The organism is Mesorhizobium sp. WSM3879 (assembly GCF_002294915.1).
In the GTDB taxonomy this organism is placed as follows: Bacteria; Pseudomonadota; Alphaproteobacteria; order Rhizobiales; family Rhizobiaceae; genus Mesorhizobium.
This window is the reverse complement of sequence record NZ_NSFZ01000004.1, coordinates 25,602-40,598: the sequence shown is the minus strand read 5'-3', so window position 1 is coordinate 40,598 and position 14,997 is coordinate 25,602. Positions and strand designations below refer to the sequence as shown.

Here is a 14,997-nt window from a genome sequence, read left to right as displayed (position 1 = left end):
ACCTCATGCGGCCGAGACCCGCCGCATGGGAATCGCGGCGTCGCGCACGCCAGGTGCGTAGCGGCGCACCATCTTCGCGCAGAATTCGGCGAACTCTTCGGGCGCCTGTGGCGGGCTGGTGTGATGAGGCTGCAGGCCTCGGTGCTCGGGCGTGAAGCAGAAAGTGATGGTGACGTTGAAGTCTGCCAGGGCTTCCATCTGGCGGTCGAACCAATCGAGGGCATTCGGTCTGAAACTGTCGGCCCAAGAGAGGCCGGTGCGCAGATTGGTGACGCCCAGCCGCTTCATCCAGGCGACGGCGTCGTCCAGCCGGTGGTCCTCGAAATGGAACCACTGGACGAGGCCCATTTCCGGAGTGTGCCGCACGAACTCTTCGAGCGCGGGCTTGGGCGAGCCATCCTCGCGCAGAAGACCCATGTAGAAATGACGGTAATAGGAAGAGCCTTCCACCTCGCGATGCCGTGTGGTCGCTCCCCAAGCATGCGGCAAATCATAAAGGCTATACCATTGGACGCGGGGCGCGTTGCCAAGCAGAAGCTCCGCCGTCCGCCGCAGGCCCCAGACCTGGACCTCCTCGGCGCCGAAGCTCGACACGCCGACTTCGCTGATCCAAATCGGCAGATCGGTGACTTCGGCGATCTCGCCGAGCTTTTGCGGCCATTCATGGATCTGCCAAAGGTTCCAGTCGAGCGGGAAGCCGTGCACGGCGACGGCGTTGACATGGTCGAGGACACCATACCCCTTGATCAGCGACATGAAGCCGGCATCGATCGGCGAAATGCCGCCAAGCACCCTGGTGATCGCCGGGTTTTCAAGCCCGATCGCGTCCGCCGCCAGGATAGTCATGCCGGCGAAGCGGCTCCAGTCCGGATCGAGCTCTGGGTCCCAATGCGACTTGTTGTTGGGCTCGTTCCAGATCATGGCGGCTTCAATCATCATTTCGTCCTTTCGACGGGTAGACCGCACCTTCACCCGCCGGCTCATCGGACGCGCGGCAGAAGTAGACCTCGTCTTCCGGGTGAAGCAGGATCTGGAAGCCGGCGCTGCGCAGCATCGCCTCGATGCAGCCGCGGTTCGGGATCCACCAGTTGGTCGGATCGTCGGCGTAGCGGTGCTCGATGAAGTGCAGCTTCGGGAATTCGGTTCGATCGAACAGGTCGAGCGTCCAAAAATCATAGTTCTGTTCGAGCGCGAGGATTTCGCTGCTCCCGCGTTGCATCGACTGGAAGACCATCAAGTCGCGCGCAACATGCTCGCGGATCAGGTCGAGCGCCAGCAACGGGTGGCGTAGATGGTAAAGCACGCCCATGAAGAGCACGATGTCGAAGGTCTCGCCGAGCGCGCCGACGTCGTAGACCGACAATTGCCGGAATTCGATGTCGCACTCGGCGATTTCGGCGGCGAAACGCGCTTGCGTCAGATAGTCCACGTCGAAATCAATGCCGAGCACGCGATCGGCGCCTCGCTTCTTCATTTCAATGGAATAGAACCCGGCGTTGCAGCCGATATCGAGCACCGACTTGCCCGAGAGATCGGCCGGGATCGCATCCGCGAATTTCTGCCATTTCACCAGAGGATAGTTGCCGAGGAAATGGTCGGGAGCGGTCTCCACGCCCGCCAGTTCCATGTTGTGGAACCACGGTCCAAGCGCATCGATACGGCGGCGAATTTCCGCGTCGGAATGCAGCACGGTCAGCCTCCTTCGCCTGGCAAGGATGGCACCTGCGAGCGGCTCGGCGGCACGAATATCGCTGTGTCTTCGTCTTCCGAGGCGTCGTTGTTTTCAAGCAGCCGGAGCGCCGTGCGGTAGCCGTTGAAGGTGCCGACATCGACATAGGCCGAGCCTGCCTTGACGCCCCAGGCTTCACCGCCGACGGCAAGGTAAGCATTGACCAGCGTTCCGAAATACTCGTCGCAGCCGTCCCGCTCGCGCCAAAGCGCCGCGAGCCGCTGAAAGGTGAAGCCCGGCATCTTGAACGCGCCCCAGACCCAGTCCGTGGCTGCGTCCTGCTGCTTGACCTGAATCTGCTCGACGCGGCCGTCCTGATCGACAACCACGGCGTCGAAAAGCTCGGGACGGTCTACAGGAAACAGCAGGAATGACAGCCGGTCGTCCGGCAGATGGCAGAAGCCGTCCTCGGGGAACCAGATCGTGTCCGGCAGACCGATCAGGACGGTCTCTTGCGGCGCGACGAGAGGGGCGGCGCGGAAGATCGCGTCGCAAAGACCGACGGGAGAGGGCTGGGCCACGAAAATTGCGGCCGCGCTGTCATAGCCGGCCGCATAGTATTCGAGGATATCGGACTTACCCGAACCGATGATGAAGCAGATCCTGTCGACGCCGTTGCGCACCATTCGGCGCACCAGATACTCGCTGACCGCGCACGGACGCTCGGTTTGCCCGTCCATCCGGCTGCCAACCGGGAGCAGTTCCTTGGAAAAACCCAGCGGTTGAATGCGGCTGCCGCGCCCCGCCGCAGGCACGATACCCAACATCAGACGGTTTCCTTCATCGGTTCGCTTGCTGGCGCGGTGGCGGCTTCGACCAGAATCCGGTCCAGTTCCGCGGCGCGGCGTGCGGATGTGTGTTCGTCGAGGACGCGTTCGCGGGCTCGGCGGCGCAACGCCTCGAGCTCGCCGTCCGACAAACCGAGCGCGGCGACCACATCGTCGGTGGAATGTGCAAGCAGGATTTCGCAGCCGGGCTCGAAGAAGTCGTCCAGACCCGGCCAGTCGTCGGAAACGATGGCGGCGCCGCAGGCAGCCGCTTCGAACAGCCGGCCGGAGGGGCACCAGCCCTTGCGCGCCATGGCCTCGCGGGTGACATTCAGGGTGAGACGTGACGAGCAGAAGAAGGGCGGATGATCGGCAGGCGGCAAATGCCTGACGAAGAAGATGTTGTCGCTCCACGGAAACTCCTGCGGATATTGAGCGCCGCCAATGACGAAACGGCGATCCGGCAGCCGGACAGCGGGCGCGACGAGCAGCTTCTCGACGCCGGCCTGGCGATCCGCGGCATAAGTGCCGAGGTAGGACAGATCGCCGGCAAACTCGGCCCTGGGCTTTGCCGGCCGATGACGCTCCGGATCGACATGACCGTAGAGCGGCACGACGCGGCGCGCCCCCAGCATGGACTTGAGCGAACCGAGTGCCTCGCCGCCGGTGTAGCTCAGCACCAAATCGAAATCGCGAAGGCCTTCCGGACCGAAATAGGGAGGCTGCTCCCCCTGCTCGATGCGCGCGAGCGTCACCGCGGTGTCAAGATCGTAGAACACCTTGAGCCCACGGCAACTCTCCTGCGCGAGGCGTGAGGCTTCAACAGCATCCGGGCAGTAGGAGGTGACGATGACCGCGTCAGCCTGCCGGACCGCAATTGCCGCAGCCTGGGCAATATCATCCCATCCCGGATAGAGCACCACGTGGCCGCCATCGAGATCGGTGAGATCCCTTGCGCCGGCATAGTAGGGCGTGTCGCGCTCAAAGAAGCTGATCGACCAGCCGAGTGGCGCCAGCGCGCGTATCAGCCCGCGCCAAAGCGTGGCATGTCCGTTTCCCCAGGAAGAGGTGACCGTGAGGCCGAAGATCACCATGCGCATCGGGCAGCTCCAGTCAGGCGATTTCGTTCAGGCGAATGAGCTTAGAGCCCCAGTCGCCATGGACGACGGTGGTGATCGAGGCAGGTTCGATGTCGAAGCGAAAACAGTCGCCGAGCTGAAGGCCAAGCACCTTGCACACCGCAGCCTTGATGACGTCCGCGTGACTGATCAGTGCAACGCATCGGTTTGGGGCCTGTTCGCGAAGCACGTCCATGAGGTCGACGATCCGCTGCTGGGTGTCCTGCATGGTCTCGCCGCTCGGTGTTCGGGCGCTCTGTCGCTGGTCGTTCCACATCCGCCAGGCGGCGTCATCGGCCAGCTCTTCGAATGTCTTGCCGGACCATGCGCCGAAATCGATCTCGTCCAATTCCTGGCAGATTCCGATCTGCTCGATATTGCAGGCGACAGCGATCGGTTTCGCGGTTTCCAAGGTGCGCTTGCGCGGGCTGCTGAAAATGGCCGCGAGCGGTTCCCTCGCCAGACGGCGGGCCAGACGCAGCGTCTGTGCCTGGCCGGTTTGGCCAAGATCGATATCCTGGCGGCCTGCCAGATAGCGGCCGACATTGTCATACGCAGCATGCCGCACGAGGAAAATAGTCGTTGTCATTCCGCGGCGTCGAGCATCGGCTCGCCCCTACCGGCTATGAAGGCGAGGGTGCGCAGGCGGGCTTCGGCATCGGTGAACTGCTCCGGCGGAGACTTCATGAAATAACTGCAAGGCCCGGTGAGCGCCCCAGCGATACCGCGATCGAGCGCCAGCTTGGCGCAGCGCACCGCGTCGATGACCACTCCGGCGGAGTTGGGGGAATCCCAGACTTCCAGCTTGAGTTCGGCATTCAGCGGGACGCCGCCGAAGGTCGTGCCTTCGACCCGGATATAGGCCCATTTGCGGTCGGTGAGCCAAGGCACATGATCGCTGGGTCCGACATGGATGTTGCCGGGCTCGAGCGGTACATCGATCTGGCTGGTGACCGACTGCGTCTTGGAGATCTTTTTCGATTCCAGCCGCTCACGCTCCAGCATGTTGAGGAAGTCCGTGTTGCCGCCGAAGTTGAGCTGGTAGGTGCGGTCGATGCGCACCCCGCGCTCCCGAAACAGATTGGCGAGCAGCCGGTGAACGATGGTAGCGCCGACCTGGCTCTTGATGTCGTCGCCGATCAGGGGCAGGCCGCGCTCTTTGAAGCGCCGGCGCCATTCCGGCCGCGAAGCGATGAAGACCGGTATGCAGTTGACGAAAGCGCACCCGGCCGCCAGCGCGCATTCGGCATAATAGCGGGTTGCCGCATCCGAGCCGACCGGCAGATAGGACACCAGCACCTCGGCCCCGCTTTCCCGAAGGCCTGCGGTCACGTCGGCGACCGGCTCATTCGCTTCCTCGATTTCATCGCGCAGATATTTGCCGATGCCGTCGAGTGTAGGTCCGCGTTGCACGCGCACGCCGATCGGCGCCACATCGGCAAAACGGAAGGTGTTGTTCGGGGCGTTGTAGATTGCTTCGGCCACATCGCGCCCGACCTTGCTCTTGGCGACGTCGAAGGCGCAGACGACCTCGATGTCTTCGACATGGTAGCCGCCGAGATCGGCATGCATTAGCCCGGGGATCGGCTCGTTGCTTTTTGCCTGACGATAATAGGTGAGGCCTTGCACTAGGGAGGATGCGCAATTGCCGACACCGACGATGCCGATGCGAACCTTTTTCGATGTCACGAAACCGCCGCCTCTATTGTTGGAGGTAAGTTCCTCGCGCCGAACTGTGACCGGTCGGGAATGTTCCTTGAGAGGTGGAAAATTCGCCGATGCGGTCGACGTTCGAGACTCCCGTTGCCGGGTTGTCTCCGAGCGGCCAGCGCAGGACGCGAGGTTCGGAATGCGGCTAATGGAATCTCGCCCGCTCGGCCTCAAATCCGGCCCATGAGCGCCATGATCACCAGGATGACAAGTATGACGCCGAGCACGCCCGAGGGCCCATAGCCCCAGCCCGACGAATACGGCCAGGCCGGGATCGCGCCGATCAGCAACAAGATCAGGATAATAATGAGGATTGTGCCGAGACTCATATCGGGTCCCCTTCATTGACGAGGTGGACGTTCGGACCTCAGACTGCGGGGCTCATATGCATATTTGTTCGTCATTCGTCTGAGGCGCTGGGGGCTCAGTCCAGCTTTCGCAGCATGTCAGCTTCCCGCTCGAGGATGGTTGCGACTTCCTCGCGTTGAAGATGCGTCATCATCAGGCTGACGCAACATTCGAGGTAGGTGATGGAGGCTCGTCGCAGGAAGGCGGCGGTTTCCGCGGCCGCCATCTGCTCGATGTCCTTGGCTGATCGCTTCGACTGCACGACTGCGTTCTCCGTGCCGGTTATCGGGCCCAACCAGAATCTCGGTCGGATGTTCCGCTTCGGTGAAAAGAACGCGGGACGCATCGGGATCCTGCGCGCCGCCGGTTTCAAATCCGTCTGCTCCGGGCCTGTTGGTCGCGGCGGCGGGCGACACGGTCGCGCTGCCTTCGAGTTCGGCGAAGTAAACGACCGTTTGCAGCAGGCCCTGCCGGAGAGGTACCTTGGGGGCCCATCCGAGAAGCTCCTTCGCACGGGCTATATCCGGGCGTCGCCGGCGAGGATCGTCTTCCGGCAAAGGCAGGAATTTCACGGGCGACCTGGTGCCGGTCAGTTCCCTCACCAGGCTCGCCAGTTCGAGGACGGTAAATTCCCCGGGGTTGCCAAGATTGATCGGCTGGCGCGGATTGGGCTCGATGTCCATCAGCCGCAGCAGGCCTTCGACCAGGTCGGTGACGTAGCAGAAGGATCGCGTCTGCCGGCCATCGCCGAATATCGTCATCGGCCGCTTTTCAAGTGCCTGCATGACCAGATTCGAGACGATGCGACCGTCGGCGGGGTCCATCCTTGGGCCATAAGTGTTGAAGATACGGGCGACACGCACGTCGGCGCGATCGGCCCGAAGATAGTCGAAGCAAAGCGTCTCCGCGGTGCGCTTGCCTTCGTCGTAGCAGGCGCGCGGGCCGATGCAGTTCACATGGCCGAGATAGTCCTCGCGCTGCGGATGCTGCTCGGGATCACCATACACTTCGCTGGTCGATGCCTGCAGGAAGCGTGCACCGTCGCGAACGGCAAGCTCGAGGAGATTGAGCGACCCGACCACGCAGGTGCGCGTGGTGTGAACGGGATCGGCCTGGTAGCGGGGCGGTGACGCCGCGCATGCCAGGTTGAAGACACGGTCGACCGGTTCACCCAGTTCCAGCGGGCTGCAGATATCCTGCTCGATCAACCGGAAGCGCGATTGGCCGATAAGCGGCGTAATGTTCTCCATTCGGCCGGTGAGAAAGTTGTCGATGCAGATCACGCGATAGCCGATGCCAAACAGGGCCTCGCAAAGGTGCGAACCGAGGAAACCGGCACCGCCGGCGACAAGCGCCGTCCGTGTCTGTTGGGCCTTTCTTGAACGCCGCATCTGTGTGTTCTCCTGTCTGCCTGTCATGCTGCACTTTCGACATCCAGATCGAGCACCGGACGTGTCTGTCTTGCCCGCGCCAGCATCGACGTGAACTCTCGTGCCCGAGCAACTCCGGTATGTCTTTCCAGGACCAGCGAATGGGCCTGCCTGGCCATGGTGAGCCTGGCGCGGTCCGGCTGTCCCAGAAGAATTCCCGTCACATCATCCGCGCTGCCGGCCGTCTGTATCGCCGTAGCCGGAAAGAAACTGTCGAGGCCGGGCCAGCGATCGCTGATGATCGGCGTCCCGCACGCCGCAGCTTCGAAAAGCCTGACGCTGGGCGACCATCCGGCTTCGACCATCGAAGTGCGTGTCACATTCAGCGTGTAGCGCTGCCGGCTATAAAATCCGGCATGCTCGGCCGGCGGCAGGTGCTCGATCCGCTCGACATTGTCGGGCCAGTCGATATCGTGCGGGTATTGCGAGCCCGCGACCACGAAGCGTCGATCCGGCAGTCGACGCGCAGGCTCGAGCAGAAGCGTTTCCAGGGTCTGCTGCCGATCCGGACTGTAGGTGCCGAGATAGCCTAGATCCCATTTGATCACATTTCGGTTTCGATGGTGCCGCTCGGGGTCGACGGAGCAATAGAGCGGTTCGGCCCGACGCGCGCCGAATTCGAGCTCCAGGCGATGGAGGGTCGGTCCGCCCGTGAAGGAGAAATAAAGGTTGAAATAGGGAACCTGCCGGCGGGCGAGATAGTCGCAGTCATCCTCGGCAACCCTGGCCAGCGTCACCGGCGTGTCGATGTCGTAAAAGCAGAATAGCCCGGTGCACAGCGACGCCAGGTCGTCGATGACCGCCCTGCCTTCGGGCACGAACGAGCCGATGACCACGACATCGGCCTGCTGAAGGTCTCGTTCATGGTTGCGACGAAGCTCCTGGACGGTGTCGTAATAGCGCAAGTCGCAGTAATCGGGGTCGCGCAGGTCGCGGTGGTGCGCGTACCAGGGCACGTCGCGTTCGAGGAAGGTGATGCGATGGCCGAGCTCGTCGAGGCCCCGCAGCAGTCCCCGAAAGGTCGTCGCATGGCCATTGCCCCAGGAAGAGGACAGAGAAAGACCCAGGAACACGATGTCGAGTGCCTTCGTCATTCTGCAGCCTCCACGGTCTCGCGCTCGAAATGCGCCTTGAAGATTGCGTCAACCCGTTCAGCCCTCAGTGTGTACGTGTGCTCGGCCAGAACACGCCGAAGTGCTGCCGCCCCGATCGCCTTTGCGCGCCCTGGTGTGAGCGTGCACATGATCTCGACAACATCGGCGCCGTCCCGCGCCACCAGGATTTCCTCGCCAGGCGTAAGGAACAGCTCGACACCGGCCCAGGCATCGGTGATGAGGCATGCACCGGCGCCGGCCGCCTCGAACACCCGCGTTGCCGGCGAAAAGCCGTTGCTGGCCATGCTGTCGCGGCTGATGTTCAGCACCGCCTTCGGCGTGACATTGAAGGCGTTGTGGTCTCGAGTGCCGACATGGCCGAGCCAGGAGACATTCTCCGGCATCGCCTTGTCGCCCCAGCCTGATCCGCCGAGCAGGAACTTCTGGTCCTCCAGCGCTCCGGCCGGCTCGAGGAAGAAGCCTTCCACGCGGGCCTCGCGGTCCGGCAGGCGATTGCCGAGAAAGGCGAGATCGCAGGCGAAGCGGGGATCTCGGGCGACAGGGAAATGCGTCTCAGGATCGAGCGCGTTGTAGATCGGCACACATTCGGCGGCGCCAAGCGCCCTATAGTCCCACACGACCGGATCTCCGCCGCCATAGGTCAGCACGAGGGCGATCCTTTTGAGCTCCTCGTGGAGAGGATGGCCGGCATCGTTCCGCAAGTCGCTGAGCGTCGCCGGGGCGTCGACGTCCCAGAACACCGTCAGCGCGTCATTGCGCGCGTGGTCGAGCACGGCGCGCAACAGTGCTTCGTCTTCGAAGCCCACACCGCTTGCCTTGACGACGATGTCGGCCTGCGCGGCGCAGCAAGCGACTTGCATCAGCGCATCCGGCGTCGCCTCGTAGACGACGACGTCGCACCAGTCGGGAACCTCGATGTCGCGGTGCTTCTGCCGGTCAAAGGCGTCCGGCTCGTAGAAGACGATGTCGTAACCGCGCCGGGAAAGTGCCTTCAGCAGGCCGCGATAATAGGTGGCGGCGCCGTTCCAATAGGACGACAGCAGGCTGGATCCGTAAAAGGCGATCTTCATGCGGCGGCCTCCCTTGTTGGCACCCCGTCAACCGCATGGCGATTGCCGCATGCGGCGAGTATGTCGAACAATTCGTCGGCGCGGCGCCGGCATGTGTGCCGTGCCAGGATGGTTTCCAGCCCGGCTGCCGCCAGAGCCTTCGCAAGCCCGGCGTCGTGCAGCACGTCGCGCAGGTGCTGGCGCATCTCGGCGCCGTCGCGGGCAAACAGAAAGTCCTTGCCGGGACGGAACAGCTCTTCGACGTCCGACCATGGCGCAGAGACGAGGGGAATGCCGCAGGCCAATGCCTCGAACATGCGGATCGTGGGAATGCCCGGCAGATGGTCCCGATAGGGTCGGCGCGGGATGTGCACCGTCACGCGATGCTGCGCGAACGCTTTCGGGACGTCGGCATTGGCGATCCAACCCTCGTGGCGCAAGCCGGCGTCGGCGAGCGCGGCCCGCGCCTGCGCTGGGTAGCGCACCCCGTGAACGGTTCCCGACAGGCCAAGCTCGCGTGCCGGCTCCACGAGGAACTCCTGGATTTCGGCGCTGCGTTCGTCGTCGCCCCAGTTGCCGACCCAGACCAGATCCGATACGGCGTCGACTTCGGGAGAGGGTTTGAACAACCGTTCGTCCGCTGCTTCATGCCAGGTGAAAGCCCGTCGGCCCCAGCCGGCGCGAAGGTAGCTCTCGCGCAACGCCTCGCCGAAGACCAAGACGCCGTCATAGTGCTCCAGGTTCAGTGCCGAGATCGACTGCGTCGCCGACACGGCGCGGTGATGCGTGTCGTGAAACAGCAGCGTGAACTTGCCGCCGTTGAGCTTGGCCCGCCCGATCCGCGCCACAAGATCCGGATCGGTCCATTCATGAACGATCACCACATCCGCCTTCGCAATCCAGGCCTCGTGATCGAAGGACGCATCGTAGGTCACCGGCATCAGCTCGGGAAAATCCTTCCGGAAGCGCTCGACGGCGAAGGGGCCTTGCTCGGCCAGAAGGTTCGAACGACTCCAACCGTCCGCGGGTTCGAGCGCGAGGGCGTGGTGTCCGTTCGCAACAAGCTCGCGCATGATGCCGCGCTGGAAATGCGCATTGCCATGGTTCCAATCGGAAACGACGGAATGGGTGTAGAATACAAAATGCATGCTCAGCGCCCTGCGACGGCCATCGCCGCGCGATCGTAGATTTCACTCATCGCGACCGCCTGCGCCTGCGGCGAAAATTTGCGCGCGCGACGGACGGCGCGCCGGCCAAGCTGACGCCGCAAATTTTCGTCGCGGGAGAGGTGGGCGATGCATCCGGCAAGCGCATGCGGATCGCGCGTGTCGAAGAACATAGCCGCGCCGTCCCAGAGTTCGCGATAGGTCGCGATGTCGGCGAGGACCAGCGGCGCGCCCGAGAGCGCGGCTTCCAGAGCGGCAAGCCCGAAGGGCTCGTAGATGGATGGCGAAACGAAAATGCCGGCCCGCGCCATCCGCTGGCGCACTTGGGCATGGCCGATCGAGCCGAGCGCGACGCAATGATCGAGACACGCCATCTGCCCGTCCGGCCCGCCGAGGGGGCCGGCGGCATGGACCGGCCATTCCGTCATGGCAGCCGCGGCATCCAGCACAGCCGCGTTCTTTCCTTCATCCCACCAGCGGGCGGCGGCCAGGACGAAAGGCTCGCGGCGCGAGGCGACCGGGCCGGGAAGAGCACTGTTGTGGACGACACTTAGCCGCGCGACCGGCCCGTAGCAGGCCTCAAGCATGTCGGCGTGGCTTCGGCTGGGTGCCACCACAATATCGGCGCGATTGAAACCGGCCCAGTTGCGGTCCTTCTGCCAGGCCCAGCCGTCGGTCGGCACCTGACCGCGCACGGCATGCAGCCACGTCACGACGCAGGAGTGCGAGACCGTGAGAATGGGGCAGGGCAGATCGACCTCGGCCGCCTGGGCCGGAGCGTTGAGATGAACGAGGTCCGCGGCACAGGTCGTTGCAAGCTCGCGAAGCTCGCCGGGCAGGCCGTCGAGATCGCTCTCGTTGCGCGTCATCCAGTCCGGAGGGGTCTCGAGCCAGGCGAGCGTCGCGAAGGACTGCGCTTCTTGTGCCTGCTCCCGAGAAGGCCGAGGCCCTAGCCCGGCCAGCACGACGCTGTCCCCTCGGGCGGTGAGCTCGCGCGCCAGGTCGAGCGAATATCGCCAGACGCCACCGACGGAGTCGGTGGTCATCAGGATGCGCCGCGGGCGATGGATCAATGATTGCAGCATGAGGACTCCAATTCGGCCAGCGCGCGCGGGCGCTGATCCTGGATGTCGCTGAACGTCCTGAACGAAGCCAGATAATGCTCATGCGCGCGCTCCCAGGCGAAATCGTCGGGCTCGCCCCACAGCTCGCGGTAGCTTGGCGAGCTCGGATAGGGATAGAGCGGCACCGGCTCGTTGGCCCAGACACCGTTGTCAATGAGGTGCTTGCGCCAATACTCCACCAGGGCCGGATCGTCCTCGACCACGCCGATCAGATTGGCCTGGACGAAAGGAACATGGCGGCGGGCATCGACCAGCAGCGCGGCCAGTTCCTCAGTGCCCAGCCGACAGCGCTTGGCCAGCATTTCGCGGCCTTCGACGGTCAGGCTTTCCAGGCCAGCTTCGATCGAGACGCAGCCGGCCTCGCCCAACAATTCCAGCAACTCCGGTTTCCAGAGGTCGATGCGCGTCTGAACGCCGAATTGGATATCGCGGTCGACAAGGGCCTCGAGCAGCGCCTTCTGGGGCAGGAAAATCTCGTCGATGAAGTAGATGTAGCCGACGCCCTGGGCCATCAGACCGTCGATCTCGGCGACGACCGCGTCGTGGTTCCTGCGGCGGTAGGCGTCGCGAAAATCGATCTTGGCGCAGAAGCTGCAATTATAGGGGCAACCCCGCGAAGCTTCCACCTCGGCACCGGCGCCCTTCTGGTCCGCGTCGAACCGATGATGGTGGTGCGAATGGGCCGCAATCCAATCGGACGGCCAATGAAGTGCCGGGTGGTCGACGAAGCGGCTGACGCTCACGCCACCGTTGCAGGCCAGCACGCCGCTCTCGAGCCGCGCCGTGTGAGGGACGGCGCTCCATTCGCCGCGCCCGGCAAGCTCCGCCACCACCTCCTCGCATTCGCCGCGCACGACGACATCGACGCCAAGCTTGCGCAGGGTAGGGGCCGGCGTCGCCGAGCCATGCGGCCCGACGGCGGCGGTGCGCCCGCCGCGCCCGGCGAGATGCTTCAGGAATTCTGCCGGCACCCGCAGCTCCGGCGGCGCGCAGCGCCAGAACAGATAGGTCGGCGCGGTGGTCACGACGGTCATTTCCGGCCCGTACGCCGCCACGCGCTCGGCAAGTTCCGCGTTGTCGAGATTCTGCAACTGTCCGTCCAGCATCAGCACGCTGTGGCCGTCGGTCTCCAGCAGGGCTTTGCAGTAGCCAAGCTCCAGGGGCAGATGCGGCTGGCGGCAGCCGAAATAGATGCTGTGTTCATATGTCCAACGCGGGTTGACCAGTGCTACTTTCATGCGACGTACCTCGCCACTTCAGCGTGCGGCTGGAGACGGTGCCGCAACAGCCAGCCGGCAAGGTCGCTGATGCCTTCGCGCCACGGGACATGCGCGCGCCAGCCAAGCGCGGCCTCTATCTTGCGGGTATCGGCGATGAAGAAGGGCTGGTCGCCGGTGCGTTCGATATCCTGCCGGAGCACGATGTCGCGGCCGGTCATGATGGCGATCTCTGACAGGAGCGAGCGCAGGCTGACGGCATTCCGCGGTCCGCCGCCAAGATTGAACGCCTGTCCCTTGAGGTTTTCGATCCTGGCCAGCACTCCGCGATAGGCGGCAACCGCGTCGGACACATGCAGGATGTCGCGCACCTGCTTGCCGTCGCCATAGATGGTGATGGGCCGGCCGCTGAGCGCGCTGAGGAGGAAATGCGCGACCCAGCCCTGGTCCTCGGTGCCGAACTGGCGCGGTCCATAGATGCAGCTCATGCGCAGCACCGCCGTCGGCAGACCATAGGACTTAGCATAATCAAGGACATACTGGTCCGCAGCGCCCTTGGAACAGCCATAGGGCGTGCAGAAACGGAGGCCGATCGTCTCGTCCACGCCATTGGCGCGGATGGCTTCGTCGCAAGGCTCGTAACGATCGTCCGTTTCCCGCACCGCGAGCTGGGGCAAGCTGCCGTAGACCTTGTTAGTGCTGGCGAAGATTACCGGGGCGCTCACCTGGCGCGCCGCCTCAAGCACGTTGAAGGTGCCTTTGAGATTGATGTCGAGGTCCTCCGCGGGATCGATCAGGCTCGTGGTCACAGCGGTCTGGGCGGCCAGATGGAAGATCGCTCTTGCTGGCGTCAGCACCGAGGCCAGCCTGGCTTGGTCGCGCACGTCCACGGTTTCAACTCTGAGATGGCTGCCGTGCTTTTGCGCCAGCCATTCGAGGTTCTGCTCGACGCCGGCTCGGCTGAGATTGTCGATGACCAGAACGGGCTCGCCATCCGACAACAGGCTGTCGGCGAGGTTTGAGCCTATGAAGCCGCTGCCGCCGATGACGGCCACCGGCGCTTTGCCAAGGCCGCGATGCCGCTCACTCATGACACCAGCCCCCGCTCTTCAAGCTCGCGCTTCATGTCGGCGCCGCGGTCGATGACGACGGTGTTGCGAACCCAGGCCGCGAATTCACCGAGGGAGTTCTCAAGCCGATGGCTCGGCTCGAAGCCAAGCAGCTCGCGCGCCTTGGCAATGTCGGCAAAGCAGTTGCGGATGTCGCCGGAGCGCGCCTTGCCGAGGATTTCGGGCGGCCGCTTCGGAACGCCCATCGCTTCTGCAAGCAATCGAGCGACCTCGCTGATGGTGTAGGACCGTCCGCTGCCGATATTGATCGCGTGGCCGGCTGCCTGGCGTTGCTCCAGCGCCAGCCGGAAAGCCCGGGCGACATCGCGCACATGGACGAAGTCGCGCTTTTGCTCGCCGTCCTCGAAGATCATCGGCCGCTTGCCGTTGGCGAGCCGCGAAGCGAAGTTGGCAAGCACGCCGGTGTAGGGATTTGCGAGCGCTTGACCGGCGCCGAAGACGTTGAACAGGCGCAATGCCACCGCATCCACGTCATAAGCCTGACCGAAGATCAGCACCGCGCGTTCCTGCGCATATTTGGTCAGCGCGTAGATCGAAGCGAGGTCAGGACGTTTCTCCTCGTCGGTCGGAATCGGCGACAGCGCTTCGCCGGCAGCCGACAGCGGGTCCCATTGGCCGATCCTGATGTCGCTTGGCTTGCGATGGGCATCGTCGATACGCCGCCCGTCTGGTGTCTTGTAGAGGCCTTCGCCGTAGATGCTCATCGACGATGCGACGACAATGCGTTCGACTGGTTTCTTGATCAACGCCTCGAGCAGGGTCGCGGTGCCGAGATCGTTGGTGCCGACATATCGGGCGATCTCGTACATGGATTGGCCGACGCCGACCTCGGCAGCGAGGTGGATGACGGTGTCGACATCCGCTACCGCGTCGGCGACCGCGTCTCGATCACGGACATCTCCCCGTATCAGCTCGGCGCCAGCTGGAATGCTGACGGCTTCATTGCCGTGCACTTGGTCCAAGAGTGCGTCCAGGACACGGACCTCGTAGCCATGCTCGATGAGTTCCTGGGCGACATGCCGGCCAATGAAACCGCAGCCTCCCGTAACCAGGACACGTTTCACGAGAACTCCTTGCCGAGTTAGCGTTGGGGC

14 protein-coding genes and 1 pseudogene are annotated in these 14,997 nt (G+C 63.8%); all 15 read right to left on the bottom strand.

The features are described 5' to 3' along the window. Nucleotides 1–3: 3 nt before the first annotated feature. Nucleotides 4–936, bottom strand: coding sequence for a beta-xylosidase (locus CK218_RS10030; RefSeq protein ID WP_095827962.1), 933 nt, complete (start codon nucleotides 934–936; stop codon nucleotides 4–6). Continuing rightward, entirely contained in the window at nucleotides 929–1,690 is a 762-nt protein-coding gene (locus CK218_RS10025; RefSeq protein ID WP_095827600.1) for a TIGR04290 family methyltransferase, read from the bottom strand. Before CK218_RS10025 ends, CK218_RS10030 begins: the two co-directional genes overlap by 8 nt. A 2-nt stretch (nucleotides 1,691–1,692) precedes the next feature. Next, a complete protein-coding gene (locus tag CK218_RS10020; RefSeq protein WP_095827599.1) occupies nucleotides 1,693–2,496 on the bottom strand; it encodes a sugar phosphate nucleotidyltransferase in 804 nt (267 codons plus the stop codon). Next, complete coding sequence (locus CK218_RS10015) at nucleotides 2,496–3,596, bottom strand: glycosyltransferase (RefSeq protein WP_095827598.1); 1,101 nt, start codon at nucleotides 3,594–3,596, stop codon at nucleotides 2,496–2,498. Before CK218_RS10015 ends, CK218_RS10020 begins: the two co-directional genes overlap by 1 nt. A 13-nt stretch (nucleotides 3,597–3,609) precedes the next feature. Next, nucleotides 3,610–4,203 carry a histidine phosphatase family protein gene (locus tag CK218_RS10010; protein WP_067320596.1) on the bottom strand — a complete coding sequence of 198 codons (594 nt, stop codon included), beginning with the start codon at nucleotides 4,201–4,203 and terminating at the stop codon, nucleotides 3,610–3,612. Further along, a complete protein-coding gene (locus tag CK218_RS10005; RefSeq protein ID WP_095827597.1) occupies nucleotides 4,200–5,303 on the bottom strand; it encodes an inositol-3-phosphate synthase in 1,104 nt (367 codons plus the stop codon). The genes CK218_RS10010 and CK218_RS10005 overlap by 4 nt, the downstream gene beginning before the upstream one ends. A gap of 191 nt (nucleotides 5,304–5,494) precedes the next feature. Next, nucleotides 5,495–5,653, bottom strand: a complete 159-nt coding sequence (locus tag CK218_RS10000; RefSeq protein WP_066991972.1) for a DUF3309 domain-containing protein — start codon at nucleotides 5,651–5,653, stop codon at nucleotides 5,495–5,497. Between the two features lie 453 nt (nucleotides 5,654–6,106). Continuing rightward, a pseudogene (locus CK218_RS09995) lies at nucleotides 6,107–7,063 on the bottom strand (UDP-glucuronic acid decarboxylase family protein); the annotation flags it as partial. Nucleotides 7,064–7,086: 23 nt separating this feature from the next. Further along, the gene (locus CK218_RS09990; protein ID WP_095827596.1) at nucleotides 7,087–8,196 is read right to left on the bottom strand and encodes a glycosyltransferase; all 1,110 of its coding nucleotides are present in this window, start codon (nucleotides 8,194–8,196) and stop codon (nucleotides 7,087–7,089) included. Then, entirely contained in the window at nucleotides 8,193–9,287 is a 1,095-nt protein-coding gene (locus tag CK218_RS09985; protein WP_095827595.1) for a glycosyltransferase, read from the bottom strand. Before CK218_RS09985 ends, CK218_RS09990 begins: the two co-directional genes overlap by 4 nt. After that, nucleotides 9,284–10,414 carry a glycosyltransferase gene (locus CK218_RS09980; RefSeq protein ID WP_095827594.1) on the bottom strand — a complete coding sequence of 377 codons (1,131 nt, stop codon included), beginning with the start codon at nucleotides 10,412–10,414 and terminating at the stop codon, nucleotides 9,284–9,286. Before CK218_RS09980 ends, CK218_RS09985 begins: the two co-directional genes overlap by 4 nt. 2 nt (nucleotides 10,415–10,416) lie before the next feature. Beyond that, nucleotides 10,417–11,517 carry a glycosyltransferase family 4 protein gene (locus tag CK218_RS09975; RefSeq protein WP_066991984.1) on the bottom strand — a complete coding sequence of 367 codons (1,101 nt, stop codon included), beginning with the start codon at nucleotides 11,515–11,517 and terminating at the stop codon, nucleotides 10,417–10,419. After that, a complete protein-coding gene (locus CK218_RS09970) occupies nucleotides 11,502–12,794 on the bottom strand; it encodes a TIGR04295 family B12-binding domain-containing radical SAM protein (RefSeq protein WP_095779481.1) in 1,293 nt (430 codons plus the stop codon). The genes CK218_RS09975 and CK218_RS09970 overlap by 16 nt, the downstream gene beginning before the upstream one ends. Next, complete coding sequence (locus tag CK218_RS09965) at nucleotides 12,791–13,864, bottom strand: NAD-dependent epimerase/dehydratase family protein (RefSeq protein ID WP_095827593.1); 1,074 nt, start codon at nucleotides 13,862–13,864, stop codon at nucleotides 12,791–12,793. The genes CK218_RS09970 and CK218_RS09965 overlap by 4 nt, the downstream gene beginning before the upstream one ends. Then, nucleotides 13,861–14,967 (bottom strand): SDR family NAD(P)-dependent oxidoreductase, encoded by a 1,107-nt coding sequence (locus CK218_RS09960; RefSeq protein WP_067320618.1) that lies wholly within the window; start codon nucleotides 14,965–14,967, stop codon nucleotides 13,861–13,863. The genes CK218_RS09965 and CK218_RS09960 overlap by 4 nt, the downstream gene beginning before the upstream one ends. Nucleotides 14,968–14,997 lie beyond the last annotated feature (30 nt).